General features: G+C 71.1%; 25 protein-coding genes. 14 read left to right on the top strand and 11 right to left on the bottom strand.

What is annotated here, in order from left to right; genetic code table 11:
- Positions 1 to 5 precede the first annotated feature (5 nt).
- Positions 6 to 929, top strand: a complete 924-nt coding sequence (locus tag Aco03nite_RS00425) for a helix-turn-helix transcriptional regulator (RefSeq protein WP_203792413.1) — start codon at positions 6 to 8, stop codon at positions 927 to 929.
- Here Aco03nite_RS00425 and Aco03nite_RS00430 read toward each other — a convergent pair.
- The gene (locus Aco03nite_RS00430) at positions 861 to 1667 is read right to left on the bottom strand and encodes a Rossmann-fold NAD(P)-binding domain-containing protein (protein ID WP_203792414.1); all 807 of its coding nucleotides are present in this window, start codon (positions 1665 to 1667) and stop codon (positions 861 to 863) included. The genes Aco03nite_RS00425 and Aco03nite_RS00430 overlap by 69 nt on opposite strands.
- Before the next feature lie 87 nt (positions 1668 to 1754).
- On the opposite strand from Aco03nite_RS00430, the gene Aco03nite_RS00435 reads away from it, so the two are divergent.
- Positions 1755 to 2177 carry a winged helix-turn-helix transcriptional regulator gene (locus Aco03nite_RS00435; protein WP_203792415.1) on the top strand — a complete coding sequence of 141 codons (423 nt, stop codon included), beginning with the start codon at positions 1755 to 1757 and terminating at the stop codon, positions 2175 to 2177.
- 111 nt (positions 2178 to 2288) lie between these two features.
- Here the strand turns inward: Aco03nite_RS00435 and Aco03nite_RS00440 are convergent, their stop codons facing one another.
- Positions 2289 to 2861, bottom strand: a complete 573-nt coding sequence (locus tag Aco03nite_RS00440) for an ankyrin repeat domain-containing protein (RefSeq protein WP_203792416.1) — start codon at positions 2859 to 2861, stop codon at positions 2289 to 2291.
- Between the two features lie 161 nt (positions 2862 to 3022).
- On the bottom strand, positions 3023 to 4891 hold the full coding sequence (locus tag Aco03nite_RS00445; RefSeq protein WP_203792418.1) for a 5'-methylthioadenosine/S-adenosylhomocysteine nucleosidase family protein: 1869 nt from the start codon (positions 4889 to 4891) through the stop codon (positions 3023 to 3025).
- A gap of 133 nt (positions 4892 to 5024) precedes the next feature.
- On the opposite strand from Aco03nite_RS00445, the gene Aco03nite_RS00450 reads away from it, so the two are divergent.
- Together Aco03nite_RS00450 and Aco03nite_RS00455 are read left to right on the top strand one after the other, a co-directional pair.
- Positions 5025 to 7661 (top strand): CHAT domain-containing protein, encoded by a 2637-nt coding sequence (locus tag Aco03nite_RS00450; RefSeq protein ID WP_203792420.1) that lies wholly within the window; start codon positions 5025 to 5027, stop codon positions 7659 to 7661.
- Entirely contained in the window at positions 7658 to 8431 is a 774-nt protein-coding gene (locus Aco03nite_RS00455; RefSeq protein ID WP_203792422.1) for a hypothetical protein, read from the top strand. The genes Aco03nite_RS00450 and Aco03nite_RS00455 overlap by 4 nt, the downstream gene beginning before the upstream one ends.
- A gap of 10 nt (positions 8432 to 8441) precedes the next feature.
- Here the strand turns inward: Aco03nite_RS00455 and Aco03nite_RS00460 are convergent, their stop codons facing one another.
- Entirely contained in the window at positions 8442 to 11270 is a 2829-nt protein-coding gene (locus Aco03nite_RS00460; RefSeq protein ID WP_203792423.1) for an AfsR/SARP family transcriptional regulator, read from the bottom strand.
- Positions 11271 to 11391: 121 nt separating this feature from the next.
- Here Aco03nite_RS00460 and Aco03nite_RS00465 point away from each other — a divergent pair, with 121 nt between their 5' ends.
- The gene (locus tag Aco03nite_RS00465; protein WP_203792424.1) at positions 11392 to 11697 is read left to right on the top strand and encodes an alpha-amylase inhibitor; all 306 of its coding nucleotides are present in this window, start codon (positions 11392 to 11394) and stop codon (positions 11695 to 11697) included.
- 197 nt (positions 11698 to 11894) lie between these two features.
- On the opposite strand, the gene Aco03nite_RS00470 is transcribed toward Aco03nite_RS00465, so the two are convergent.
- Complete coding sequence (locus tag Aco03nite_RS00470) at positions 11895 to 12650, bottom strand: hypothetical protein (protein ID WP_203792425.1); 756 nt, start codon at positions 12648 to 12650, stop codon at positions 11895 to 11897.
- Between the two features lie 77 nt (positions 12651 to 12727).
- Positions 12728 to 13012, bottom strand: a complete 285-nt coding sequence (locus Aco03nite_RS00475) for a sigma factor-like helix-turn-helix DNA-binding protein (RefSeq protein WP_239144809.1) — start codon at positions 13010 to 13012, stop codon at positions 12728 to 12730.
- Positions 13013 to 13257: 245 nt separating this feature from the next.
- Here Aco03nite_RS00475 and Aco03nite_RS00480 point away from each other — a divergent pair, with 245 nt between their 5' ends.
- The 9 genes from Aco03nite_RS00480 to Aco03nite_RS00520 all read left to right on the top strand — a co-directional run bounded on the left by Aco03nite_RS00480 (position 13258) and on the right by Aco03nite_RS00520 (position 21370).
- The gene (locus tag Aco03nite_RS00480; RefSeq protein ID WP_203792427.1) at positions 13258 to 13911 is read left to right on the top strand and encodes a response regulator transcription factor; all 654 of its coding nucleotides are present in this window, start codon (positions 13258 to 13260) and stop codon (positions 13909 to 13911) included.
- 16 nt (positions 13912 to 13927) lie between these two features.
- Positions 13928 to 15145, top strand: a complete 1218-nt coding sequence (locus Aco03nite_RS00485) for a sensor histidine kinase (RefSeq protein WP_239144810.1) — start codon at positions 13928 to 13930, stop codon at positions 15143 to 15145.
- A 51-nt stretch (positions 15146 to 15196) separates the two neighbouring features.
- Positions 15197 to 15730 (top strand): hypothetical protein, encoded by a 534-nt coding sequence (locus tag Aco03nite_RS00490; protein ID WP_203792428.1) that lies wholly within the window; start codon positions 15197 to 15199, stop codon positions 15728 to 15730.
- Complete coding sequence (locus Aco03nite_RS00495) at positions 15730 to 16782, top strand: peptidoglycan-binding protein (RefSeq protein ID WP_203792430.1); 1053 nt, start codon at positions 15730 to 15732, stop codon at positions 16780 to 16782. The genes Aco03nite_RS00490 and Aco03nite_RS00495 overlap by 1 nt, the downstream gene beginning before the upstream one ends.
- 50 nt (positions 16783 to 16832) lie before the next feature.
- Positions 16833 to 17483 (top strand): ABC transporter ATP-binding protein, encoded by a 651-nt coding sequence (locus Aco03nite_RS00500; protein ID WP_239144812.1) that lies wholly within the window; start codon positions 16833 to 16835, stop codon positions 17481 to 17483.
- Between the two features lies 1 nt (position 17484).
- Positions 17485 to 18744 (top strand): ABC transporter permease, encoded by a 1260-nt coding sequence (locus tag Aco03nite_RS00505; protein ID WP_203792432.1) that lies wholly within the window; start codon positions 17485 to 17487, stop codon positions 18742 to 18744.
- Between the two features lie 157 nt (positions 18745 to 18901).
- Positions 18902 to 19933 carry an endo alpha-1,4 polygalactosaminidase gene (locus Aco03nite_RS00510; protein WP_203792433.1) on the top strand — a complete coding sequence of 344 codons (1032 nt, stop codon included), beginning with the start codon at positions 18902 to 18904 and terminating at the stop codon, positions 19931 to 19933.
- The gene (locus tag Aco03nite_RS00515) at positions 19927 to 20442 is read left to right on the top strand and encodes a SigE family RNA polymerase sigma factor (RefSeq protein WP_203792434.1); all 516 of its coding nucleotides are present in this window, start codon (positions 19927 to 19929) and stop codon (positions 20440 to 20442) included. Before Aco03nite_RS00510 ends, Aco03nite_RS00515 begins: the two co-directional genes overlap by 7 nt.
- Positions 20435 to 21370: a hypothetical protein gene (locus Aco03nite_RS00520; RefSeq protein ID WP_203792435.1), complete on the top strand. Its 936-nt coding sequence runs from the start codon at positions 20435 to 20437 to the stop codon at positions 21368 to 21370. Before Aco03nite_RS00515 ends, Aco03nite_RS00520 begins: the two co-directional genes overlap by 8 nt.
- 3 nt (positions 21371 to 21373) lie before the next feature.
- On the opposite strand, the gene Aco03nite_RS00525 is transcribed toward Aco03nite_RS00520, so the two are convergent.
- The 5 genes from Aco03nite_RS00525 to Aco03nite_RS00545 all read right to left on the bottom strand — a co-directional run.
- A complete protein-coding gene (locus Aco03nite_RS00525; RefSeq protein WP_203792437.1) occupies positions 21374 to 22090 on the bottom strand; it encodes a response regulator transcription factor in 717 nt (238 codons plus the stop codon).
- Between the two features lie 80 nt (positions 22091 to 22170).
- Positions 22171 to 22395 carry a hypothetical protein gene (locus Aco03nite_RS00530; RefSeq protein WP_203792439.1) on the bottom strand — a complete coding sequence of 75 codons (225 nt, stop codon included), beginning with the start codon at positions 22393 to 22395 and terminating at the stop codon, positions 22171 to 22173.
- 30 nt (positions 22396 to 22425) lie between these two features.
- Positions 22426 to 23865, bottom strand: coding sequence for a hypothetical protein (locus Aco03nite_RS00535; protein WP_203792441.1), 1440 nt, complete (start codon positions 23863 to 23865; stop codon positions 22426 to 22428).
- Positions 23862 to 25670 (bottom strand): P-loop NTPase family protein, encoded by a 1809-nt coding sequence (locus Aco03nite_RS00540; RefSeq protein WP_203792442.1) that lies wholly within the window; start codon positions 25668 to 25670, stop codon positions 23862 to 23864. Before Aco03nite_RS00540 ends, Aco03nite_RS00535 begins: the two co-directional genes overlap by 4 nt.
- A gap of 172 nt (positions 25671 to 25842) precedes the next feature.
- Positions 25843 to 26434: hypothetical protein (locus Aco03nite_RS00545; RefSeq protein ID WP_203792443.1), on the bottom strand; the 592-nt coding region annotated here is incomplete at its 5' end.

The raw sequence follows: 26434 nt of genomic DNA on the forward strand, positions 1-26434 counted from the left end.
AGAACATGACCGACGAGACCGGACCGGGCGAGCTCGGCGATTTCCTGCGCAGCCGCCGGGCCCGCGTCTCACCGGAGCAGGCCGGCATCACCTCGTACGGCCGCCGCCGTGTAGAAGGTCTTCGGCGCGAGGAACTGGCCCAGCTGGCCGGGGTCAGCGCCACCTACTACACCCGGCTCGAACAGGGGCAGAGCAGCAACGCGTCGGCGTCGGTGATCGACGCGATCGCGCGGGCGCTGCACCTCGACGACGACGAACGCGGCCACCTGCACGACCTGGCCCGGCCGCGGCGCGCCCGACGCCCACGGCCGGCCCGGCCGGAGACGGCGCCTCCGGGCCTGCGGCAGCTGCTCGCCGCCATGACCGGCGTCGCGGCGATCGTGGTCGGCCGGCGCACCGAGGTGCTCGCCTGGAATCCGCTCGGCCATGCGCTGCTCGCCGGCCACACCGACGTCGCGGCGCCGGACCGGCCCGTGGACCGGCCGAACCTCACCCGGATGCTGTTCCTCGATCCACACACCGAGGAGCTGTACGTACGCCGGCCGGAGGAGGTGGCCCGGGCCATCGCCTCGTTGCGGCTGGTCGCCGGGCGGCACCCGGACGATCCCGAGTTGGCGTCGCTGGTCGGTGAGCTGACGATGAGAAGCGCCGAGTTCGCCGCGGCGTGGTCGCGGCACCCGGTGCGGACCTGCACTTCCGGCAGCAAACTGTTCCGTCACCCCGAGGTGGGTGATCTCGAGCTGGCTTTCGAGGTCCTGCACCTGCCGGGCGACGCCGGGCAGCGGCTGATCACCTACACCGCGGCGCCGGGCAGCCCGTCCGAGGCGGCTCTGCGGCTGCTCGAGGTCACCGGCGCCCTTTCAGGGCCTCGTCGCGGCGGCAGCCGTCGCGGCGACGGTCAGCGGGTCGACGGGCGGGCGGCCGAGTAGCCGGGCGAGGTCGGGGCCGGTGCCGCCGAGGAAGCCGTGCCGGACGCCGCTGGCGATCGAGGTGAGCATCGGCGGCTGGAACGGCAGGAGAGCGCCGTCGGCCAGTAGCCGGGCCCGGTATTCGCCGAGCCCGACGGCGCGGTGCGTGACACCGAGACGATCAGCGACGTCGGTGGCCGTGACCGGGGCGCCGACCAGGTCGTAGATCCGGCCGTCATGCGCGGCCGGGTCGCTTGCCACCACCGCTGCCGCGGCGGCCAGATCCGCCCGCGCCACCGCGGCGAGCGCGCCGTCGCCGAACGCCGATTCCACGCCGTCGGGTGTCCAGGTCAGCAGTGCACCGAACAGTTCGGCGTAGAGCCCGTTGCGCAGAATGGTCCACCCGAATCCGCCGGCTTCGATCATCCGCTCGGTGCCCCGATGGGCGAGCGCGAAGCCGAGGTGGTCGCCCGCTCCGGTCAGGCTGGTGTAGACCACGTGACCCACGCCGTCGCGGGTCGCGGCGTCGAGAACGGCGCGGTGGCGGGTGATGACCCGGTCGTCTTCGGCGTACCCGGCCGAGACGAGGACCAGGGTCGCGATGCCGGTGAGGTCGAGGCTGTGCGGCCGGTCGAAGTCGAGGGCACGTTGCCCGGACTCGGGAGTGCGGCTTCCGCCGATGGCGGGCACTCCTCGCCCGGCCAGTTCGTGCAGAGTGAGCGAGGCCAGCTGCCCGTTCGCGCCTGTCACCATGATCATTGTGGTTCGGTCTCCCGCCGTGGTTCTCTTCGGTAACTACGGTGCGATCCTGAATCCGATGCATCAGGCCCACAAGGAGGCATTTCCGTGTCACCGACGCACACCGAGGTAACCCACAGCGGCGCGGACCTCGAACCCTGCGGGCAGCCGGACCACCCCGACTGCGGGATCCGCGACGTCCTCGACCGGGTCGGCGACAAATGGTCGGTCCTGGTGATCGTCGAACTCGCCGGCGGGCCGCGGCGCTTCCGGCAACTCCAGCAGGCCGTCGACGGGATCTCCCAGCGGATGCTGACCCTCACGGTGCGACGTCTGGAACGCGACGGCCTGGTGCTGCGCACGGTCTACGCGACCGTGCCGGCCCAGGTCGACTACCGCCTCACCGCGACCGGCGCCAGCCTCACCCACCTGGTCAAAGCACTCGCCGACTGGTCCCTGGAAAACCGCGCCGCCATCGCCGGCGCCCGGGACACCTACGACCAGGAACACCCCGGCAACGACATCCGATGACCTGGTGATCCACGTGTCTCATGAAGGATCGGCATGATGCCGAAGGTGTGGGCGTCGCCCGGTTCCGTTGTCGCGGTGCGCGTGTATCAGAAGGAGCTCTCTTCGATGGCCTTACACCCGTGCCATGTCACGAGACTCTGAGGGGAATTTCTGACCAAGAGTATTGGTCGCGGTTATTTCGTGACGCCGTTCGGAGTCTGGAACGTCGCGGCTCCAGCTCAGCGAGACAAGTTTGGCGCTTCCGCTGTTCGTCTCGAGGTTGAACCAAAAACCGCCGTTCATGTACGGCACCGGGAACCACAGTTGCGGCCGGTCAAGCTCCCGGAGAACCTCGAGTTCGGGTAGCCGTATCTTGTGGTGCTGGAGGATCGTGCCGACCCTGCTTTTGATCACGGCGTGGAAGCGCTGCTGAATCGTCGCCAACGTTGCTTCGTTCAGCCCCAGCTTGTCCGGCGGCTCAAGGGTGCCCAGCAGATGGTCGTGCCCGCGACGTTTGGCGATGTCGATCGGCCGCTCGCCCTTTGCCTCCCGAAGTCCGCGCCATGCGCCCTTCATGATCAGCTCCCGTACCACCCCAACCGTCGCACCGCCGTGCGCGGCCTGATGCAACGGGGCGTAGCGCGACTGGCCGTCCGGACGGGCCGAGTTCACGAGGTCCGGCTGCCCGCTCAGCACGTCCATCACCGCGTGCCGGTCATAAGTCTTGGCGACGTCCGCGAGCCGACGACGAATCGCAAGACCTTCGGGTGATCAGGGCTTCGCGTGTATCTCGCCGTCAGACCTTTACCGACCGAGATCGCCGGACCTGCTCCATATTTCCGTCCTCCGACGTCTCTGCGTCGGGATCAGCTTTTCGAGGGGACCGGCAAGGCACCGAAGGTCAATGCTCTGACGATGAAGGCTGCGGCGGCCCCTGAAGCTTCGCGTCTGGTGTCGTCGGTCAGTTCGCCGGTGCCCCAGTCGGAGATGCCCTTGACCATGATCCAGCCGCTGCGGCGGCCGGCCGTGGTCACGTAGACGCCGGTCAGCTCCATCTCGCCGGCCGATGCCTCCGGGAACTGGCGGCGCAGCTTCGCGCGCAACTTTGCGCTGCTCACCAGAGTGTTGCCGGACAGGACCGTGCCGAAGTGGACCGGCCGGCCCGTCCAGCCGTATGTCGCCGCCTTGAGCGCCAGATACAGCGGTGTGCTCGCCTGGACCCGCTCGCCGCGCCAGATGGTGCCGCGGTCGGTGACCTTCTGATGGTCGATGTTCTGCACGTATTCGGAGACGACGACGTCGCCGATCTCCTGCTTGCCACCGTCCCACTGGCGTGACCACAGGCCGAAGCAGATGCCGGCCAGGATCACGTAGTCGGGATTCACCACCGGGATCAGGCGTTCCGCGGTCAGCGTCATCGCGGCCGGGGTGGCGGTGCCCTGGGCGGACTGGGCGACGAGCACCTCGGTGTCCTGGTCGCCGAGCCGGCCCAGCCGGAAGACCGGGTAGCCGTTCATCGTGTCGGGCTCCGGCTGCCTGCCGTTCACGGCGGTGACCGCGCTGATCACGGCGTCCCGTTCGACGTCCAGCACGGTCAGGACCAGGACCCGGATGCGGCGGTTGATCGTCGTACTCAAGTGGATGTCGGTCCTTTCCTGTCGTTTTTTGAACGTGCTCGCCTGCCGCCAGCCCGCGACTGCCAGGCAGAGCAGGACGACCAGGGCCAGCGGCGGCATCAGCCAGCCGAAGATCCGTGCCTGCCGGGTGGCGGGGGCCAGACCGGCGTCGTCGAGGAACATGCGGTTGATCAGCCAGGTCACGGCGTCGATCCAGGTCGCCGGGTGGGCGGCACAGTCCCGGGCGGCGGCGCACGCGGCGGCCTCGGCGTCCGCGGTGAGCTGGGCGACCACACCGACGACGAGTGCCGTGCCGGCCAGGAGCACCGGGATGAAACTGATCGGCCGGTGCGCCCCGGGATCGGGTGGCTGGAAACCACCGCCGTCGAGCACGACGTACACCCCGGGGCGGTCCGGGCCCGAACCGGTGGCCGACGGCGCGACCGATACCGCCTTCCGGGCCTCCGCGGTGGTGATCGCGCGTTCCAGGCACATCAGGGCGTGGGTGCCCTCCGCCACGTCCGGCCGGATGTTGGCCCTCGTCAGCTGCTGCGACCTCTCCAGAGCGACTCGCAGCAGCCGATCGGCCTTCGCCGGATCGGTCAGGTGGGCCAGGACCACGGTCCAGTGCAGACCACGGGCGCTGTCGTCGGGCGTACCCCGCATCCGCCTGAGGGTTCGCGGGATCAGCCCGACAGTCATCTGCCCCGAGATGTACAGCAGCGCGACACCGACGAGCAGAAGAGCCAGAAGCTTTCCCACCTGCGGTACGAACGACGTCGGCACGCTCAGGACCAGCAGCAGAACCGGTGGGACGCCGAACACCAAGTGATCCCACCAGCGGTCCAGACGGCCGGACCAGGTGCGCCCGGCGTCGCTGCCCGCCCACTCCCGGCCCCGGGCGATCGGTGGCTCCAGCAGGGCGAACTCGTCGGCGGACCGCCAGACCAGGCGACCGTCACGGGCGGCGGCGTAGAGCAACAGCCCGAGCGGTGGACGGGACCGGTGGATGGCGACGCCGGGCGGGCGCACCGTGTCCCGGACCTGCCGCCAGAACGGCGTCGCGCGCACCGCACGAGCCGCTTCCCGGCAGGCCTTCAGGTCGGGGGAGACCGACATCCGTCCATGGTGCCCGGATCATGTCCCTCCCGCATCCGGAGGCTACCCGGAACGGGGTCCGCCGAACGCGGCATTGTCGCCCCGCGGGACCGGCACCATGCTGGGAACATGATGGCCGAAGGCTTGCTCTGACGTGGCCGGACCGGTTCCCGAGCGGGCGATGCGCCACGGTGCGGCCGCCCGCCGGTTCCTCGCCGCCGAGGACTTCGGGGCCGCCCGGCGGGAGATCACCGCCGCCCTGACGATCGTGGACCGCGGGCCGCGCTGGTGGCACTCACCGATGAAACGGCTTCTGTGGGCCCGGGCCGCCGCGGACGGGCTCGCCATCCTGGGTGAGATCGACATGGCCCGTGGCCGGCCGGATCTGGCGCTTCAGTCCTTCGAGGAATGCCTGCGGCGGTACGAGAGCCTCAGCTTCCCGGAATCGGCGGACTTCTCGATCGTCCTGAACAATCTCGGTATCGCCTACGAGCGGCTCGGCCGGCTGGACGAGTCCGAGACGGCGCTGCGCAGGGCCCTGGAGATCGATCGCCGGATCCGGCGCGGCCCGGAAGCGGAGGCGGCGACCCTCAGCAACCTCGCCCTGACCCTCGAGACCGCCGGGCGGCACGGCGAAGCGGCCGAGGCCCTCGCCCGGGCGGCCGCCCTCACCGGGCTGTCACCGGCGACGACCAGACACCTGGACCAGGAACGGTCCTACCACATGGTGACGCGCGGTGAGTTCGCTGACGCGCTGGTGGCGCTGCGGGAGCAGTTCGACCGGGCCGGGCCGGATTCGATGGACGCGGCCCACATCGCGGGCGGGATCGCCCAGGCGTACGCCGAGATGCAGGACCTCAAGGAGGCGGCGCGGTGGCACCGGCGAGCGGTACGGATCCGCCGGAACCGTCAACCCGACTCGCTGGCGCTGGCCCAGGATCTGCACAACCTCAGCCTCGTGCTGTCGACCGACGGGCAGGACGCCGAGGCCGGCGCACTGCTCGACGAGGCGATGGATCTGGCCGAGGCCATCGCGCCCGGTTCGCCGACGGCGGTCGGGATGCGCGGCGCGATGCTGTTCCGGCTGCTGGAAGGCGGCGATCCGGCGGGTGCCGTCTCTCTCGGCGAGCAGATCCTGGCCGAGGCGCGGACGGAGGTCCGGCACCTGATCGGGGTGTACCTGGCCATCGGGATCGGCTGTCAGGAACTCGACCGGCCGGACCGGGCCCGCACGATGTTCGAACAGGCCTGTGCGATCGGCGAACGGATCTCGCCCCTGCTGCCCGACGTGCGGTGGGCGCGGACCGCGCTCGGCGCGTTGCTGCTGGAGCAGGGCGACGCCGACGGCGCGGCCGACAGCTTCGACCGGGCGATCGAGGTCGCCGAGAGCATGCGGCCCGGGTCGGCCGCCGAGCCGGGACTCGGCCTTATGTTCGGCACCGCCCGGGTGGCGTACCACGGCCGGATCCAGGCCGCGTGGCTGCGGAACACCCCCGAGGAGGCGGCGATTGCCTTCCGCACCGCGGAGAGCTTCCGGGCCCGGACTCTGGCCGAGATGCTCGCCGGAACCGGCGCCGTCGAGCCGTCCGAAGCGGCCGTGGAGGTGGTCGGCGAACTGGACGAGGTCCGGCGTGAACTCGGTGGCGTGTATCGCGAGATCGTCGTCGAACCGGCCCGGCACCTGCTCGACCGCCGCGACCGGCTCGAACAGCGGGCCGAACGGCTGCGGCTGCGCCTGCGGGCCCTCGACCCGCGGGCCGCCGACCAGGATTACCCGCCGCCGTGCACGGTCGCCGAGGTCCAGGACGGCCTGGACCCGTCGGTCACGCTCGCCCTGTACACGGTCACCGATCACGGGATCTTCCTGTTCACCGTCCGCCACGACGACCTGGGTCTCACCCGGCTCGCGGCGGGCACCGAGACGATCGCCGCGGCCGCCGCCGAGGTCGACGCCGCCTGCCGCGACGCGGACAGCGCCGTCCCGGACGACGCGCTGCGCCGGCTGGGCGAGTGGCTGCTGCGACCGCTCGCCGGCCGGCTCGGCAACCTGGCGGTGTGCGCCGACGACGTGCTCGCCTACCTGCCGTTCGAGGCGCTGGAACTGGACGGCGTCGTGCTCGTCGAACGGTCCGTGGTGTGGTCGATCCCGTCCGCGACGGTGCTGACCCGCTTCGGCGGCACACCGCGACGGCACCGGCCGCGTCGGCCGTTCGCCGGGTTCGCGATGCCCCGGACACCCGGCCAGGACCTGCTGCCCGGGACGGTACGCGAGGTGTACGGCGCGGCCGAGGCCCTCGGCGACGACCGGTCGGCGATCGACGAGACGGCGACCGTGGCGTCGGTGTGGGCGCGGGCGCCGGAGGCCCGGTACGTGCACTTCGCGATGCACGGGCTGATCTCCGACGACCGGCCGCTGTTCTCCGGTTTCCCGCTGAGTGGGGACGAGTTTCTGCACGCGTACCAGATGGCCGATCTTGATCTTTGTGCTGATCTGGTGGTCGGTTCCGCCTGCGAGACGGCCAAGGGCGAGTCCCGGGCCGGCGAGGGCACCGTCGGTCTGGCCTACGCGCTGTTCGCGGCGGGCGCCCGGGCGGTGCTGGTGAGCCGGTGGCCGGTCGGCGACTCGATAGCGCCCCGACAGATGCGGGAGCTCTACCGGCTGCTGGCGGCCGGTGTGCCGGTGGCGCAGGCCCACCGCGAGGCGGCCCGGAAACTGCGCCGCCGACATCCGCATCCGCGGGAGTGGGCGGTCTTCCTCCTGATCGACCTGGCCGCAGGAGGCCGCACATGACCGGAATCGATCGGTCCACCGAACGGCGCGTCGCCTGGTTGCAGTACACGATCGTGGCGCTGACCGGCACGGTGCTGCTGTTCTTCGCCGTGGACGACAAGGGTCTCTACGCGGTGATGGTTCCGCTGTTGCTGCTGATCGCCGGGTACCGCACCTGGACGGTCGAGCGGCTGTCACCGCGGCAGGCCGACTTCTACGCGCACGCGGTGGTCGGCGGGGCGGCCGACCGGATGCTGGACGAACTGCGCTCCGACCGCTGGCTGCACGACCTCTGGGCGGCGGCGCCGCTGTCCCGGCTGCTGGTGCTGCCGCCGGAGCGGATCGGCGCGGCGATGACGGCTCTGCGGGCGGCCGGTCCACCGTCGCGCCCGATGAGCACCGGCACGAGGGCCGCCGACCGGGGCGCCGCCGTCCTCCTCGGCGGCGTGCTGGGCGGTGCGCTGGGGTGGGCCGCCGGGCGGGCCGGGCCGTATCTGACCTGGTCGGTGGCGGTCGCGCTGGTGCTCGTCGTGGTGTTCCGGGTGGTGGTGGCGGCGCACAACCGCCGGCAGCTGGCCCGGATGACCGCCCGGATGCGGGCGGACCCGCGCGCCGAACTCGCCGGGCTGCTCGCCCCGCCGTGGGAGAACCTCCGGACCGCGGTGACGCAGGAGCTGCACCGGCTGGCCACAGCGGATTCGCTGCCCCGGCGCATGCCGGACCTACGCGTGACCGAACTGCTGATGGCGGGCGGCATGGCGGCCGGCTTCCTTGCCACCTGGTCCAGCTGAGCAGGCTTCTCTACGACTGGGGCTGTCCGAGGGCGGCCAGCCGCTCGGACAGGGCGTGGGCGCTGGGATGGTCGATGTCGTCGAGGATCTGCCAGGCCCGTTGCCAGCAGCGCTGGGTGGCCGGGACATCGGCGCTGCTGTGGTGGACCTCGCCCAGGCGGATCAGGGTTTCCGCCTCGTAATAGCGCTCGCCGATCAGGGGATAGATGACCAGCGCGTTGCGGTAACAGGCGATGGCCTCGGAATATCTGTTCAGGCCGTGGTTGAGTTCGCCGAGGGTGTCCCAGCTCGCGGCCTCGCCGTACCGGTCGCCGGCCTGCCGGTGCATCTGGACCGCCTGCTCGCCGTACGGCAGACCGGTGGCGTACTCGCCCAGCCTCGCCAGACACGCGCCGATCACGTTCATGGCGTCCGCCTGCCAGGCCGGCTGCCCGGTCTCCCGGTGCAGGTCCAGCATCCGCTGCGCGTGATCGAGGGCCTCACGGTAGCGGCCCTGGAAGGCGAACGTCGCCGCCAGGCCGTGGTGCACGTTGCCCTCGTTCTCCCGGTCGCCCAGGTCCTGGAACAGGCGCAACGCCTCCCGCTGGTGTGTCTCGGCGAGCCGGTAGCGGCCCAGTTTCATGTTCGCCACGGCCAGGCCGCGCAGCATCTGTGCGACGGCCACCGGATCGCCGAGTCGCCGGGCCGCGACGAGGCCGAGTCGCTGGACGGTCAGCCAGGTGTGCCACAGACCCTTGCGCTTCAGGTACGGCGTCAGGGCGTACACGGCCTGCCAGGTGTGGTCCGGCATGCCCGCGGTGGTCGCGTGCCGGATGACGTTCATCAGCACCTGCTGTTCGGTGCCGAACCAGGTCAGGGCCTGGTCGAGCGCGGGGACCGGCTCCGGGATGACACCCGGCAGGACCGGCGGTGGTTCGGGGATGGGCCGGGCCGGGTCCATCAGCCGGCCGGCGCGGACCGCGGTGTGCACGTAGTGACTGACCGATCGTTGTACGGCGCCGGCACGTTCCGGGGCCGGATCGGTGTGCCGGGCACGTTCGAGGGCGTACGCGTGCAGCAGGTCGTGGCAGGTGTACCGGCCGGGACGATGCTCGTCGAGCAGGCTGGCCCGGGTCAGCTCGGTGAGGGAGCGCAGCACCTCGGCCGGCTGCCGACCGTCGAGACTGGCCGCCGCGGCGGCCGAGATGTCCGGCCCGGGATGCAGGGCGAGCAACCGGAACAACCGCCGGGCCGGTGGCGACAGGGTGGCGTACGACCAGGAGAACACGGCATGCACCCGGCTGTTCGGATCGCCGGAATCCAGGGTGTCCAGGCGGCGCGTGATGTCGTCGAGGTCCGCCGCGAGAGTGGCCAACGGGAAGCCGTTCTGCCGGGCACGGGCCGCCGCGATGGCCAGAGCCAGCGGCAGCAGAGCACAGGCGGTGACGATGCGCTCGGCCGCCTCCGGCTCGGCGATGCTCGCCGGGGCGCCGAGCCGGCGGTCGAACAGGGCCCGGGCCTCGGACGGCGACAGCAGATCCAGCCGCACCGGATGGACGCCCTCGGTGGCGACCAGACCGGTGAGATGGTCACGGCTGGTCACCAGTGCGACCGCGGGCGGGGTGCCGGGCAGCAGCGGACGGACGTGTTCGGCATCGCGCGCGTTGTCGAGCACGATCAGAACGCGCTGGCCGGCGACCAGGCTGCGATACATACTCGCCTGCGCGTCCAGGCCGGCCGGAATCCGGTTCGGGGACACCCCCAGGGCGGTCAGGAATCCGCGTAACGCCTCGGACGATCCCATCATCGGCTCGGTGGGACCGAACCCCCGCAGGTTGACGTAGAGCTGCCCGTCCGGAAACCGGTCCGCGACGTGGTGGGCCCAGTGCACCGCCAGCGCCGTCTTGCCCACCCCCGGCATGCCGTTGATCGCCGCGATCACCACGGAAGACGGCCCGCCGTCACCCCGGTCGCCGGAGTCGAGAAGCCGTTCGAGGCCGGACAACTCAGCCGTCCGCCCGCTGAACGCCTGAACATCCGCCGGAAGTTGCCGGGGCACCAGCCGACCGTTCACTGGCGCCGGACGTGCCCGCGGCCGGTCCTGAACGATGCCGTGGCCCTGACGCCACCCGTCCACATCGACGCCGCCGCCCCGCAGGATCGACTGGTGCACCTGCTGCAGGTCCGAACCCGGATCGATGCCCAGCTCGTCGGCGAGCAGGCGCCGTGTGCCGGCATAAAGGTCCAGGGCGTCGGCGGTACGACCGAGATGGTGCAGCGAGAACATCAGCTCACCGATCAGCGGCTCGACCATCGGGTGCTGGGCGACCAGTTCGGTCAGCGTCCGGATCACGTTGGCCGGGTCACCGGTCCGCATCTCGGCCCGCGCCCACAGCACCGCGGCGTCCAGATACTCCCGCTGCCATGCCGTACGGGTCCGGGCCGCCCACGATCCGGGCAGGCCGGCCAGTGGTTCGCCCTGCCACAAGCGCATCGCCATACGTAGCCGCGCCACCCGGCCCGGTTCGTCGCCGTCCGCGCCCCGGGCCTCCACGACGAGCCGCCGGAACCGGTGCAGGTCCACCCGGTCGGGGTCGACACCGAGCCGGTAGCCGCCCGACACGGACGTCAGCTGCCCGGGCGGGAGCAGTTTCCGCAGCCGGGTGATGTGCACGTGCAACCGGCGGCGTGCACCCTCGTCCGCGTCGTCCCACACCCGGTCGATGAGCGCCTGCGTGGACAACTGCCGGCCGGCGTCGGCGAGCAGGACCGCCAGCACCAGCCGCTGCTGTGGCCGCCCGAGTTCGACGGTCCGGTCCGGCGCGTGGACCTCCACCGGACCGAGCACCCGAAATTCCATCCGGCACCCCCGTCATGCATCGAACCACGTCGACCCGGCTGCTGTTAACAGCGCGTTAGGAATCCGGGGCACCGCCCACCGGCACGCTGGTCGGCAGAAAGCAGAACCCGAGGAGGAATCGATGAGCGTTCGTCACAAGGTGGGAGCCGTCGTCACCACGGCTCTGATGACCGCCGGCCTGGTCGCGGTCGGCGCCGCGCCGGCCCTGGCGGCCAGCGCCCCGTCCTGCATCAGCCGCAACAACATCCAGTGGTACTCGGTGATCCTCACGAACAACTGCCCGCAGGGCGCCGGCTACAACGTCCGGGTCATCTGGAACAATGCCCCGGACAGCGGCTGCTACTGGCTGCCCGCCCCCGGCCAGCTGCGGGTCAACGGCGACACCCGCTACCCGTTCATCAGCTACAACAGCACGGTGCTCTGCTGACACTGTCGCGAACCGCCCCGGGGCCCCGGCCCCGGGGTGGGTTCGCCCGCCGGTCGTGGGTGGCGGCGAACTGCCACGGGACGGCCGGGTAACGGCGCATGACGCGGGGGTTCTCGCGCACGTACACCGTCCGGGGCGGCGTTGTCCACGGGGCCGGACGGCGTATGTCGAGCGGCCTCAGCGCCGGTCCGTGCCGGTCACAGGTCGGAGGGTCGGTAGGTGTGTGAGCCGTCGCCGGCGTGGGTGGTGATGGTCACCGCGTCGGCCTTGCCGCCCTCATTGCCCGGCCACCATGCGGTCCACCAGCCGTTTCGGGTGCTCGCGTGGACCTCGGTGCCGTCCGGCAGCTTGATCTCGACCTTGGTGACGTCCGGGGCGGAGCGGCCGATCACGCTGGAGTACCAGCCCTGTGGGCCCTCGGTGGCGCCCATCGTCTCGATCCGGACGCGGCCGGGTTCCGGGGCCGGAGCAGTGGTGTCGATCAGGTCGGCGCCGGACGCGGCCGGGCCGGGGCCGAGCGAGATGCAACCGACCAGGCCGGTCCTGTCCTTCTCGACCAGGATCAAGGTGGCGTCGCCCCGCTGTTCGGCGAGCAGCACGTCGGCGGCGGTCGGCGGGGTCGCCCAGTCCGGGCCCCAGCCGGCCGCGCACTGTTCGGCCTGTGGCAGCACGTCGGCGCCGGTGACGGTGTCCGGTTTCGCGGTCCACGAGGCGTACGCCCGGTCGCTGTGATCTCCCGGGGCGAAAAGCATGATTCCGGCGCCGACGACGCCGGCCGCGACGCCGCCGAGTGCCAGGCGCCAGGCGACGGGACGCCAGGGAGCGGCCGGAACGCGGGTGGGGGTGCGAAACATCCGGTCGAGGCCGGCGGTGGCCCGCGCCCGGCGATCCGGGTCGGGTTCGAAATCGCGCATCGTGTCGAGGGAGGCAAGCCGGTCGAGGTCGCTGGTCATGTCCTGCTCCGTTGTCAGCCCGTTTGTCAGACGGGGAAGTGGTGGTTGTCAGAAGGAAATAAAGGAGGGAAGGCTGTTCAGACGGGGGAGGGGAGGCCGGCGGCCGGCTCGAGGGCGTCGCGCAGCCGGCGCCGGGCCCGGTTGAGCCGCATCCGGAAGGTCGCCCGGCGACAGCCCAGCACGGTCGCCGCCTGCACGTCGGTCAGGCCGTCGAAGGCGACCAGGGCCAGCACTTCACGGTTGCGGGCGATGCCGAACAGCCACGGCCGGGTGTCCTCCGGCATCTCACCCGACGTGCTGAACCGCTGCCACGCGATCAGGAAAGCGGACGAGACGAGGTCGTCGGCGTCGTCGTGATCCACATCCTCTACCTGTCGCGAGTCGGCCATGTGTCACCGGGCCGAACAGCGAATGTGTAGTCACTCTCAGTAATTCTATCGTCGCTCGAAGCGTGCTCGGTCTCATCGTCGGACGTTGTGGTCCGGCTAAACTGCCATCGCAATTCTCGGCCGCACCGGTTGGTTGTGACGACCGTGTGACTGCCAGGTCGTTAGCCTGACGATCCGGGCAACGGGCGTCGGGTTCGGACGGACGGGGACAGAGGCGGATGAGGATCCTGGTGGTCGAGGATCAGGTGCGGCTGGCCGACTCGGTGGCGCGGGTGCTGCGGCGTGAGGGCATGGCGGTCGACGTGGCCTACGACGGCACCGCCGCACTCGACCGCGCCGCCGAGGTGGAGTACGACCTGGTGGTCCTCGACCGCGACCTGCCCGGTGTGCACGGCGACGACGTCTGCCGGCAGATCATGAGTGGTCCCGGCCGCACCCGGGTGCTGATGCTGACCGCGGCCGGCTCCATCGCCGACCGCGTCGAGGGACTCACCATCGGGGCCGACGACTACCTGCCGAAACCGTTCGCCTATCCGGAACTGGTCGCGCGCATCCGGGCCCTCGGCCGGCGCTCCCAGGCCGCGGTGCCACCGGTCCTGGTCCACGGTGACCTGACGTTCGACCCGGCCCAGCGGCTGGCCACCCGCTCGGGCAACCGGCTGCCACTCAACCCCAAGGAACTGGCGGTCCTGGAGTACCTGCTGACCGAACGCGGCCGGGTCGTCTCCGCCGAGGAACTGCTGGAACGGGTCTGGGACGAAGCCACCGACCCGTTCACCACCACGGTCAAGGCCACCATGAACCGGCTCCGGACAAAACTCGGCGAGCCACCGATCATCCAGACCGTCCCACGGGCGGGTTACCGCATCTGAAGGGATGGGATCTGACATGAGCCTGACGGCCAGGGTCTCCGGCATGCGGGTCCGTCTGCGGCTCACCCTGCTCTACAGCGTCCTGTTCCTGCTCTCCGGCGCCGTCCTGCTGGCCATCACCTATCTGCTCGTCACCCACAGCGGATCGAGTGTCGGCATGTCGACCTTCAACTCCTCACCCGGCGGCGAACAGAGCATCAGCAACATCATCCTGGGTGACGGCGTACCGACCGACGCGCCACTGACCGACACCGAACGGCTCCTGGTCGAAGCCGCGCAGCAGCAGGCCATCCAGCAACAGGCCGACTTCGGCCACGAACTGCTGGTGAACTCGGGCATCGCGCTGGGCATCATGCTGCTCATCTCGGCCGCCCTGGGCTGGCTGGTCGCCGGGCGGGTGCTCCGGCCACTGCGCACGATGACCGACACCATCCAGCTGATCTCCGCGCGCAACGTGCACGAGCGCCTCGAGTTCACCGGCCCCGGAGACGAACTCAAGGCCCTGGCCGACACGGTCGACGGACTGCTCGGCCGGCTCGAATCGGCACTCGACTCACACAGACGCTTCGTCGCCAACGCCGCCCACGAGCTGCGCACCCCCCTGACGCTCGAACACGCCCTCCTCGAAGAGGCCGTCATCGATCCGGACGCGACGGTGGAGTCGTACCGCGCCCGGTTCGAGGATCTGGTCGTCGTCAGCGAACAACAGGCGCAGCTCCTGGAATCACTGCTGGTGCTGGCGACCAGCGAACGCGGCCTCGACCGGCGGGAGAGGGTGGAACTGGCCGAACACGCCGACAGCGTGCTGCGCGCCGCCGAGCCGCGAGCCGGCAAACAGGACACGTCGATGGTGGACCGGGTGCACCCGGCACACGTCACCGGTGACCCGGTCCTCGTCGAACGACTGCTGGCCAACCTGGTCGACAACGCGCTCAGCTACAACGTCCCGGCTGGCTGGGTGGAGGTCACCACCGGCACCACCCGCACCGGCAGCTTCCTGGCCGTGGCCAACAGCGGGCCCCCGGTGCCACCGGAGATGGTCGACCGTCTGCTCAACCCGTTCCCGCGGCTCGCCCGCACCGCCGACGACGGCCACCACGGTCTGGGACTCTCCATCGTGCAGGCGATCGCCGTCGCCCACTCCGCCGATCTGAGCGTGCGGGCACGTCCCGAGGGCGGGCTGGAGATCCGGGTGGACTTCCCGCCGGAGAAGTCACCCGCGATCGCCGGGTAGCCCCCGGTTCTGTGCCCGTGGTGTGACCGGCCGGCGCGTAGAAACTAGCCCATGACGACGATGACAAGGAAATGGCGTCCACTGGTGACCCTCTCCGCGGTCACCCTCGCACTGGCGATCGGGGCGACGGGCTGCGCCAAGAGCGAGGACCCGGGCGTCGCCACGGCCGACCCCGCCGCCACGGGCGCCAACGCCCCCGGCGGCGGCGAGGCCTCGCCGATCAAGTACTCGAAATGCATGCGCGAGCAGGGTCTCAGCTGGTTCCCCGACCCCCAGCCGGACGGCGGCCTGGTCGTGAGCGAGCCGGAGGGCACCGACCACTCGAAGGTCGAGGCCGCGGAGAAGGCGTGCGAGAAGTTCAACCCGGGCGGCACCAAGCCCGGCAAGGCCGACGCCGAGGGCATCGCCAGGATGAAGCAGGCCTCGGCCTGCATGCGCGAGCACGGCGTCCCGAACTGGCCGGACCCGGACGCCAACGGCAACGTCCACATCGACGAGAAGTCCGGCATCTCGTTCGAGGACGAGACGGTCAAGAAGGCCCAGCAGGAGTGCCAGAAGTACTTCCCGACCGGTCAGGACAAGTGATGAGCCGTCGACGGACAGCCGCGGTGGTGGGCGGCGTGGTCGCAGTCGGTGCGGTCGTCACCGCGGTCACGGTGTTCAGCCTGGCCAACACCGACGAGAGCCCGACCACGGCCGGCACGGCGCCGATCTCCACCGCCGAGGTCACCAAGGAGACACTCGTCGATCGGGAGAGCCACGACGGCACTCTGGCCCACGGTGACAGCACGACCATCTCGGCACGCGGCGGCGGCACGATCACCGCACTGCCCATGGAGGGCTCGACGATCTCCCGGGGCAAGTGGATCTACCGCATCGACAACAAGCCGGTCACCCTGCTCTACGGCACGCTGCCGGCCTACCGGACGCTCAAGACCGGCGTCAAAGGCGCCGACGTCAAACAGTTCGAGCAGAACCTGTGGGCGCTCGGCTACCGCGGGTTCACCCCGGACACCACGTACAGCTGGGTGACCGCATCGGTGGTCAAGGACTGGCAGGACGACCTCGGGCTCAAGAAGACGGGCACGGTCGAGGCCGGCCAGATCGTCTACACCGACGGCACCGTCCGGGTGGACTCGCTGACCGTGCAGCGCGGCACGGTGGTCGGTCAAGGCACCGAGATCGAGAAGATCACCGGTACCTCACCGCTGGCCACCGTGGTGCTCGACGCGAGTTCGGGCCGGCTGGCCACGGCGGGCGCCGCGGTACAGATCGAGCTCTCCGACGGCAAGGTCGTCCCGGGCAAGGTCAAGAAGGTGGCGACGCTCGTGGCCAAGGCCGACGACGGGCAGACCGACACCACCAAGTTCCAGGCGACGATCAGCTTCGACGACGACGTCGAGAGCCAGGGCATGGCCGCCGTCAGCGTCGCGTTCACCGCGGGGCAGCGCCCGGACGTCCTCACCGTCCCGGTGGCCGCACTGGTCGCGCTGGCCGAGGGCGGCTACGGCGTGCAGGTCGTCGACGGCACCGCGACCAGTGTCGTGGCCGTCGAGACCGGGCTGTTCGCCGACGGCAAGGTGGAGATCACCGGAACCGGCCTGGCCGCGGGCACGAAGGTGGCGATGCCGTCATGAGTTCTGTCGAAGCCGTCGTGACCAGCGCGGATGCCGACGACGGGCACGCTGTGGCCGAGCTCGTCGGCGTCAGCAAGAGCTATGCGGGCGGGGTGGCGGCGCTGCGCTCGGTGGACATGGTCGTCGAGTACGGCGAGTTGCTCGCGATCGTCGGGCCGTCCGGTTCCGGCAAGTCCACCATGCTGAACCTGATCGGCACGCTGGACCGCCCGTCGTCGGGCACCGTGTGCATCGACGGTTTCGACGTGGCCACCCTCTCCGACCGGCAGCTGTCGGCACTGCGCTCACGGCGCATCGGTTTCGTGTTCCAGCAGTTCCACCTGGCCGCGGGCCGGGACGCCCTGGGCAACGTCGCCGACGGCCTGCTCTACACCGGCGCCGGCAGACGGGACCGGGAGCAGCGGGCCGAGGCCGCGCTGACCCGGGTCGGGCTGGGCAAGCGCCTGACCCACCGGCCGTACCAGCTCTCCGGCGGTGAACGGCAGCGGGTCGCGATCGCCCGCGCCGTCGCCGGCGACCCGCCCCTGCTGCTCGCCGACGAGCCGACCGGCAACCTGGACTCGGTCGCCGGCGGCGGGGTGATGGAACTGCTGCACGAACTGCACCAGTCGGGCACCACGATCCTGGTCATCACGCACGACCGGGAGATCGCCGACAGCCTGCCGCGGCAGGTCCAGATGCGCGACGGACAGGTGGTCTGAGATGTCTCGTCCGAACGCCCCCGGCCTGATCGACGCACGCCGCCGCGGCACCTCGCCCGGTGACCGCAAACGGGCGCGGGAAGCACTGCGACCCGCACGGCTGCGTACGTCCGACCTGATCCGGCTGGGTGGCTACGGTCTGCGGTTGCGGCCGCTGCGGGCCGTGCTCTCGGCCCTGGGCATCGCGATCGGCATCGCGGCGATGATCGCGGTGGTCGGCATCTCCGCCTCCAGCCACGCCGACCTGGACCGCGAACTCGCCAAGCTCGGCACCAACATGCTCACCGTGTCACCGGGCAAGACGATGTTCGGCGAGCAGGCCACCCTGCCCGACGAGTCGGTGGCCATGATCAAGCGGATCGGCCCGGTGCAGTCGGCCACCGCGACCGGTGTGGTCGGGACGGCGCACGCCTACCGCAACGACCGGATCCCGGCCGCACAGACCGGCGGCCTGTCCGTGGTCGCGGCCAAACTCGACCTGCTCGACACGGTCGGCGCCGAACTGAGCAGAGGAGTCTGGCTCAACGAGGCGACCGACAGGTACCCGACGGTGGTGCTCGGCGCCACCGCCGCCGAACGACTCGGCACCGGCCCGACCGTCTACATCGGCGGCCGTTCCTGGGTGGTGGTCGGCGTACTGCAGAAGGTGGCGCTCGCTTCCGAACTCGACACCTCGGTGATCACCGGATGGCCCGCCGCCACCACGTACCTGGCCTTCGACGGACACCCGACGACGGTGTACACGCGGTCGGTGGAGTCACAGGTCGAAGCGGTGCGTGCGGTTCTCGGCGCCACCGCCGACCCGTCGGCGCCCAGCGAGGTCGACGTGTCCCGGCCGTCCGAGGTGTTGAGCCTGCGCCGCGCCACCAACGCGACGTTCACCTCGATGCTGCTCGGGCTGGGATCGGTCGCGCTGCTCGTGGGCGGGATCGGGGTCGCCAACACGATGGTCATCTCGGTGCTGGAGAGACGTTCGGAGATCGGCCTGCGCCGGTCCCTCGGCGCCACCAAGGGGCAGATCCGCACCCAGTTCGTCGCCGAGTCGCTGCTGTTGTCGCTGATCGGCGGGGCCGCCGGCGCCCTGATGGGATATCTGGTGACCGGAAGTTACGCCCTGACCCAGGGCTGGCCCACCGTCGTGCCACCGTGGGTCCTCGCCGGCGGTGTCGGCGCCACCGTGGCCATCGGCGCCATCGCGGGCCTCTACCCGGCGATCCGCGCGTCGCGGCTGGCACCGACCGAAGCGCTGGCGGCGGCCTGACCTCCCTTTCACGCCGTCGTCATTGAGGGGGAAGGCTGACGTGACAGCATGTGAAGGGGTGGTGGCGGAAAGTTCTTTGATCTTGTCGGCAGCAGTTGCGGCTCGTCGGCGCGTTCATGAGGGGAACGCAGTTCAGAACGTCTGAGGAGTCGCAACGATGGCAGTCGGCGGTAAGAGGATCAAGGTGGGCGCCGTCATGGCGGGTGTCGTGGTGGTGGCGCTCGGTGTCGGGATCGGCACCGCCGACGCGGGCACCCGGCGCTCCTGGTGGGGAGCCCCGAAGCCGGTCCCCACCACGCCCGCCGCGGCCGCGTCACCCAGCGTGAGTCCGACCCCCAGCGCGAAAGTAACCAAAACCGCAAAACCGACCACAAGTGTCAAGCCGAGTGCGCCCGCGAGCACGAGTGCGAATGCGACGCCGACGCCGACGCCCACCACCCCGAAAACCACCGCGACGACCGTCGCCGACTGGACGCCGCCGCCCGCCAACGCCGGTGTCGACTACCAGCTCGGTGGGGCGTACACGCTGCCCAAGGGTGTCACCGTGGTCAGCCGGGACCGGGAGGCCGAGCCGGCCGCCGGCGCCTACAACATCTGCTACGTCAACGCCTTCCAGGCACAGCCGCAGGACGAGGCCTGGTGGAAGAAGAACCACCCCGACCTGCTGCTCAAGGACAAGAACGGCAACCTCGTCATCGACGAGGACTGGAACGAGCTGATGTTCGACATCACCACCGAGGCCAAGCGCACCGCGCTGATGACCGTCGTCGGGCCGTGGATCGACGGGTGCGCCGCCGACGGGTTCGACGCCATCGAGTCGGACAACCTCGACTCGTACACCCGCTCGCAGAATCTGATGACCCAGGCACAGGCGGTCGCCTTCGCCACGGCTCTGAACGCGCGCGCCCACGCCAAGGGCCTGGCCTCGGGGCAGAAGAACTTCGCCGAGCTGGGTGCCACCAACGCCAAGAAGGCCGGGTTCGACTTCGCGGTCGCCGAGGAGTGTGGGGAGTGGGACGAGTGCGACGCCTACACCGCCACGTACGGTGACAAGGTGATCGTGATCGAGTACTCCGCCGACGGGTTCGCCAAGGCGTGCGACGCCTTCGGGGACAAGCTCTCGATCGTCCGGCGGGATGTCGGCGTCTCGGCGCCGGGTTCCCGTTCCTACGTCTACGAGGCGTGCTGATCAAAAACAGCACCACAGACTTCGACGAGTTCGTCCAGGGCCGCGGCAGTGCGCTGCTGCGGTTCGCCTTCGTGCTGTCCGGGGACGCGCACCTCGCCGAGGACCTGGTCCAGGAGGTGCTCGCCCGGCTGCACCGGCGCTGGGACCGGATCACCGCGATGGATCATGGTGAGGCGTACGTCCGCACCGCGATCGTCCGGCAGTTCCTGTCCTGGCGCCGGCGCCGCGCGTACCGCGAGGCGGTCCTCGCCGAGGTGCCGGAACCGGGCGGCGGGTACGACGAACCGCAACAGAACGTGGTCGCCCGCGATCAGATGTGGCAGCTGCTGCGCGGCCTGCCCCGCGCCCAGCGGGCCGTGCTGGTGCTGCGGTTCTACTGCGACCTGCCCGACGACGAGATCGCCACGCTGCTGGGATGCCGCCAGTCGACGGTCCGCTCCCAGGCCGCGCGGGCACTGACCCGGATGCGCGCCATGATGACCGAGCAAGGGGTGTACGGCAATGGATGAGCTGGACCGCCTGCTGGCCGACACGATGCGTGACGCGGCCGGGCACGCCCCCACCGACAACGGCCTGCTCGGTACGGTGCACCGCCGGTCCCGCCGCCTGCGCCGGCGCCGGACGGCCACCGTCGCCGGGGTGTCGCTCGCGGTGGTGGCCGTGGCCGCGGGTGTCCCCCTGCTGGGCGGCGAGCCGGAGCAGCTGCCGGCCGCCGGTGGGGTGCAGCTGGCCGCCGGCTGGACCGCGCCGGAGTTCCCCTACACGCTGCCGAAGACCGAGGGCATGAGCGACCCGATCGCGACGTCCGAAAACGGTCAGTTGAGCGCGTTCTTCGAAGCCACCGAGCTGGAGAACCACGCGGACGTCACGGTCACCGTCTCCGACGACGAGCCAGGGTCGACGGCGAAGGCCACCAAGGCGACCAAGCGGGTACGTGGACACAGCGCCACGCTCTGGACCGTCAACGTGAAGCCGGCCAAACAGCTCACGCTGATCTGGCAGGAGTCGGCGGGTGAGTGGATCGAGCTGGCCACCGACGACACCTACACCCCGGCGCAGGTGGTGGCGATCGCCGATTCGCTGACCGGCGCCTCGATCGCCGTACAGCCGCCATTTGATCTCGCCGTGAGCCCGGCAGGCCTGGAGACCGACACGGCCAATGCCTCCCGGATGACCTTCCGGGCCCCGGGCGCGGCCACCGACGGGTTCCGCACCGTGCTGCGCAAACGGCAGCAGCTGACCGGAATCGATCGGAAGGTCGGGAAGTACGACGCGGCGCTGACCCGGCGGCCCGACGGCGTCACCCTCTCCGTCGACGTCACCGACTGGGATGCCACCCTGGAGATCACCGTCGACGCCGGCCTCACCATCACCGACGCCGACCTGGTCCGTTACGCCGCAGGGGTCAAGATCCTGAACCGCTCGAACCCGGAGTAGCCGTCAGGAGAGCGCGGCCAGCACGAGCGGCCGGTCGATGGTGACCGGCAGCCCACCGGCCGCTGGGGCGACGAACTTGTAGCCGACCTGACGGACCGTGCCGATCATCGTCTCGCAGCGCGGCCCGAGTTTGGCCCGCAGGCGGCGTACGTGCACGTCCACCGTGCGGGTGCCGCCGAAGTAGTCGTAGCCCCAGACCTCACGCAGCAGCTGGTCCCGGCTGAATACCCGGCCCGGCTGCTGGACCAGGAACTTCAGCAGCTCGAACTCCTTGTACGTCAGCGCCAGGGACTCGCCGCGCAACCGGGTGGTGTAACTGTGCGGGTCGATGGTCAGGTCACCGACCTGGATCAGCTGCGCGGCGGCGGCGGTCTCCCGGCCACGCCGCCCGGTCAGCATCCCCAGCCGGGCCGCGACCTCGGCCGGCCCGGCGGTCGTCAGGACGAAGTCGTCGACACCCCAGTCGGCGCCGACCGCGGCCAGGCCGGACTCGCGGACCACCGCGATCAGCGGCGTGCCCGTGCCGCTCGCGCCCAGCGCCCGGCAGATCGACCGCGCCTGGTTCAGCTGCCCGCTCGCGTCCACCAGCACCGCGCCGATCTGCGGATCCCGGGTCGTCTCGGCCCAGGTGTCCCGGGGCGCGACCCGGACCGTGTACGGCAGCAGGTCCAGCGCGGGCAGCACCTCGGCGTGACCGTCGGTCAGCAGAAGAAGATTCATGACGTCCTCCGAAGGTCCTGAGCCTGCCGTCACGCTAGCCGCGAACTGTTTCCGCTGGATATCGGGCAGATGCCGCGCGGTCAGCGATTCCGGTCCGCCCGCCAGGTCCGGTACATCACGAAACCGAGGCCGCCGAGGAGCACCACGATCCCGGCCATCAGCAGAGCGAAGATCACATCACCCTGCGTTTCTCGTACGCTGAACGCGCCCTTGATCAGGAAATAGGCGCCGACCAGCCCACCGCCGATCGGGAAGATCCAGTTGCTCGGCTTCTTCTCTGCAGGAGGCTTTGGGGAGTCCGTCACCTGGGCAGTATCGGTCATCGGCCCGGCAGGCTAGAGATCACCCCTGGTCGCGGCCAGGCCGGCCTGCAATGCCTCGCAGCTGCGCAGCACCACCGCGGCGGCCCGGCGCTGGGCCGGTGTCCGGTCGGCGAGGGTGGATTCCTGCCGCCAGCGTTCGGTGCTGGTGACCGCCGTCGTCCAGATCTCCGTGGTGGTCGCCTCGGTCGCCAGGGCCAGCCGCTCGCCCAGGCTGGTGCCGGCGCCACCGAGCAGCCGGTGCGCCTCCAGCGCGACCTCCTTCGGCAGCTCCACCCGCCCGGACCGCAGCGCCGACAGCAGCCGCAGCTCGGTGAAGTCGTGCGCCCCGGCGACCAGCAGCTCCAGCTCGGCCAGCAGCTGCGCGGACGGCGGCAGCAGCTCGGTCCGGAACAGCTGGTCCAGCACGATCAGCGCGGACCGGGCCTTGAGCGCCGACCGGCGGGCGGTGAACAGCTCCGCCACCGAGGTCTGCAGATCCTTCAGACCGCTGTACTCGTGCAGCTTGTCGGCCAGCCCGGACCGCGTGGTCGACCCGGTCCGGGCCAGCGTCAGCGCCAGCCGGATCCCGCCCAGCCCGAACCGCCGCAGCAGCGCCTGCCGCATCCGCGGATCCACCACCGGCAGCGACGCGGCCGCGCTGAACCGGTCGGTGGACAGCAGGAACGGATCCGCCTCCGCCCGCGGCAGCGCCGCGATCGCGGTCAGCGCCCGGAACTCGGCGTCCCGCAACGTGCGGGCGGCGTGCCCGATCAGCGGCGACATCGCCACCACGTCCTGGCACAGCGCCCCCAGCGACGGCTCCCGGCGGCGGCGCCGGGCGATCCGGCGGGCCTCCAGCAGACCACTGGGCTGCCCGTCACCGTGGGTGTCGGCCATGGTCAGCACCATGATCGCGTGGATCGGCACCGCAGCCGGGCCGCGCATGCCCCGCCCGGCCCGCAGGAACTCCCACTCCGGCTCGCCGATCCGCGGCGCCAGCAGCAGCACCGCGTCGGCCTCCGGCAGCACCCGGCCGGCCGCGACGGGCAGACCGGTGTCGATCAGCTCGGTACGCCGCAGCACCCGGCTCGGCCACTGCACCACCGCCCGGGCCGGCGCACCGGCGGCGGGCACCGCGGTGTCCACCCCGAGCCGCAGTCCCTCGGGGCTGCGCGCGACCGGCACCTCGTACGGCCGGCCCTGCTCCGGATGACACCAGGCCCGGGGCTGGGTGCCGTCCCGGTAGGTGACGAAGACCGCCGGTTCCAGCGGCGCCACGTCCTCGCCGACCAGCGCGTTCACCAGCGTCGACCGGCCGCTGCGGGCACCACCGGCCACCGCCACCCGCAGCGGTCCGGCGAACCGGTCCATGGTCTGCCGCAGCCGGGCCGCCGCCCGCGGGTGCTCGCGGTAGACGTGCGCCGCCTTGACCAGCAGGTCGTGCGTGCGCTTCTCCAGGTCCTCGCTGATCAAGCGCTGTTCCGTTCGCCGAGGGCCAGCGACTGCGTGTGCAGCTCCGCCAGCCGGGTCAGTTCCGCCCGCAGGGTCCGCCCGCGCAGCTCCCGCGCGGCCGCGTCCCGGTCGGCGGCCGCCTTGGCGTTGCGCAACGACTCCATCGCCGCCTCCTGCAGGTCCTCGGTGACGGCCATGAAATGGTCACGCAGCGCACGCTGGGCCCGCCGGACACTGTCCCGGGAGTCCTTGTTCAGCTTGGCGAAGATGTCGTCGACGTACTGCCGGACCGCGGCGCGCGCCTCGGCCTGCCGTCGTTTCAGCAGCGTCTTGCTCTCGTCGTGGACGCTCTTGCCACCGAAGAGCGCGCCACCGCCGATCGAGATCGGGTTGATCAGCGACATCCCGGCCAGGCTGGTGGCAAGACCGAACATCACGATTCCGCCGTACGATCCCCGCAGGCCGATGAACAGCTTCTGTCCCGGGGTGAAGGCGGCCACCGGCGGCGCGTCCAACCCGTACGCCCCGTCCGAGGAACCGCCGGTGACGGCCAGCGCGGTCGGCGGCAGCACGTCCCCGGCCTCCAGGGGGAACATGTCGGCGGTCCGGCGGGCCATCCACTCGGTGCGCTCGCTCAGCCAGCTCATGCTGGTCTGCGCCAGCTCCTGCAGCGACTGCCGCAGCCAGGGCTCGAACTCGTCCCAGCTCTTGGCCGGGTCGGCCTCGCCGAAGAACTCGTCGGCGTCGGCGATGATCGCCTTCACCCGCTCCCGCAGGTCGTGCTCGACGTCCGCCATCAGGTCGGTGACCTCGTCGGACAACCGGTTCTGCCAGCGGACCGTGGATTTACGCAGGTCGTCGAGGTGCTGGTGGGTGACCTGCAGATGCCGGGCCGACTCCGGGACGGCGTCGTCGTCCTGCTTGTCGAGTTCGGCGCGCAACGGCACCGCGAGCTCCTGGACCGCGATCCGGCCGAGCGCGGCGGCGGTGGCCCGGGCCAGCCGGTCCGGTTTGGCCTCCACCATCTGCCGCAGGTGCACGATCAGATCGGCGAACCCGGACTCCCTGTTGAGGGCGTCGTCACCGGCCCGGACCGCCTGGGCCCGCAGCGCCGACGAGACCGCGGTGACACCCGCGTTGATCCCCGCCCGGTGCAGCCGCTGCCGGGCCTCGGCCAGGTCGCGGCGCCAGTCGGCGGCGTAATCGGCCTTGGTCAGCACCACCACGAGCCCGGGGAAGACCTGACCGAGCGCGGCCAGCACACCCACCTCGGCGTCACCGAGCGGACGGCCGGTCTCGCACACATAGAGGACCAGGTCGGCGCCGGCCCGGTCGGCGAGATCCTGGGCGGCGGCCACCGCGCCGCCGGGGGCGGAGAAGGACAGCGCCGGCGCGTCGATCAGCACCAGGCCGTTCGCCAGCAGGGTCCGCGGGACACCGACGTCGGCGTGCAACGGGGTGCCGGGCGGCAGGCTCGCGGTCACCTCGGCCAGTGACGGGCCGAGCCGTTCGGTGGTCAACGGGATCCGGGACCGCATGCCGACCGCGGCGGTCCAGTCGGCGGCCGGGGAGTCCCGCTGGACCAGATGGGCGACCGGGGCGGCCGCGTGCTGCACGACGGTCGGCACCTCGGTCTCGCTGTCCGGCACGATGCCGCACACCGGCGCGTTGATCAGCGCGTTGATCAGGCGGCTGCGGCCCTGCGCGGGGCCGCCCAGCACGAGGACCCGGAGCTGCGGGTGCAGCAACCGGGTCCGTCGTCGGGTCAGTCGTTCGGCCAGATCAGGCCGGCCATGGGTGTGACAGGAACGGATGACCGCGTCCATGGTGTCCATCCACCACGGCCCGGAACCGGCGCCCCGCAGTGGGTCGGGCGCCGGTCTCGGGAGCGGAGTCAAGGAAGTGGGACTCGTCGGTGCCGTGGTCCCGGCTTCCCAGTTCGTCATCCGTTGCCCGTCAGCCTTCCGTGTGGTGCCGGCCCACACGGCCCGGCGACTCCTAGAAGTCGCCCATGATGCCGTACGTGCCGGACGAGTCGCTCTGGTGCGTGTCGGTGGCGTCGGTGCCACCGGACAGCAGACCGGTCACGCCGTTCAGCGTGCCGTCGACCCCGCCGACCGCGCCGGTCACGGTGTCGCTCACTCCGCCGACCGCGTTGTCCGAGGTCAGGGAGTCCAGATCCGACTTGATCAGCGATCCGACGGAAGAGGTTGCCTGGTCCACCCCGGTGCCGTCAAGGAGCTGCGAGGTGGTGCCGGTGGCCGACGAGACGTCGGTCACGGAGGCTCCGGCACCGGCTCCGGCGTCGATCTTGTCGCCGACTCCCACACCAAGGCCGAGGCCGACATCGAGACCACTGCCGACCCCGACACCGAGGCCGAGACCGACGTCGAGCCCGCCGACCCCGACCCCGAGACCGGCGCCGACGTCGAGCCCGTTGGTGTCGCAGTCGTCGCCCAGGCCGACTCCTACCCCGGCGCCCACGCCGACGCCACCGACGCCCACACCGGCTCCGGCGCCGACGTCGACACCGTTGCCGACCCCCACGCCGGCTCCGGTGCCGACGTCGACGAGGCCGCCCACACCGACG

It is taken from the genome of Actinoplanes couchii (assembly GCF_016862075.1).
GTDB classification, from domain to species: Bacteria; Actinomycetota; Actinomycetes; order Mycobacteriales; family Micromonosporaceae; genus Actinoplanes; species Actinoplanes couchii.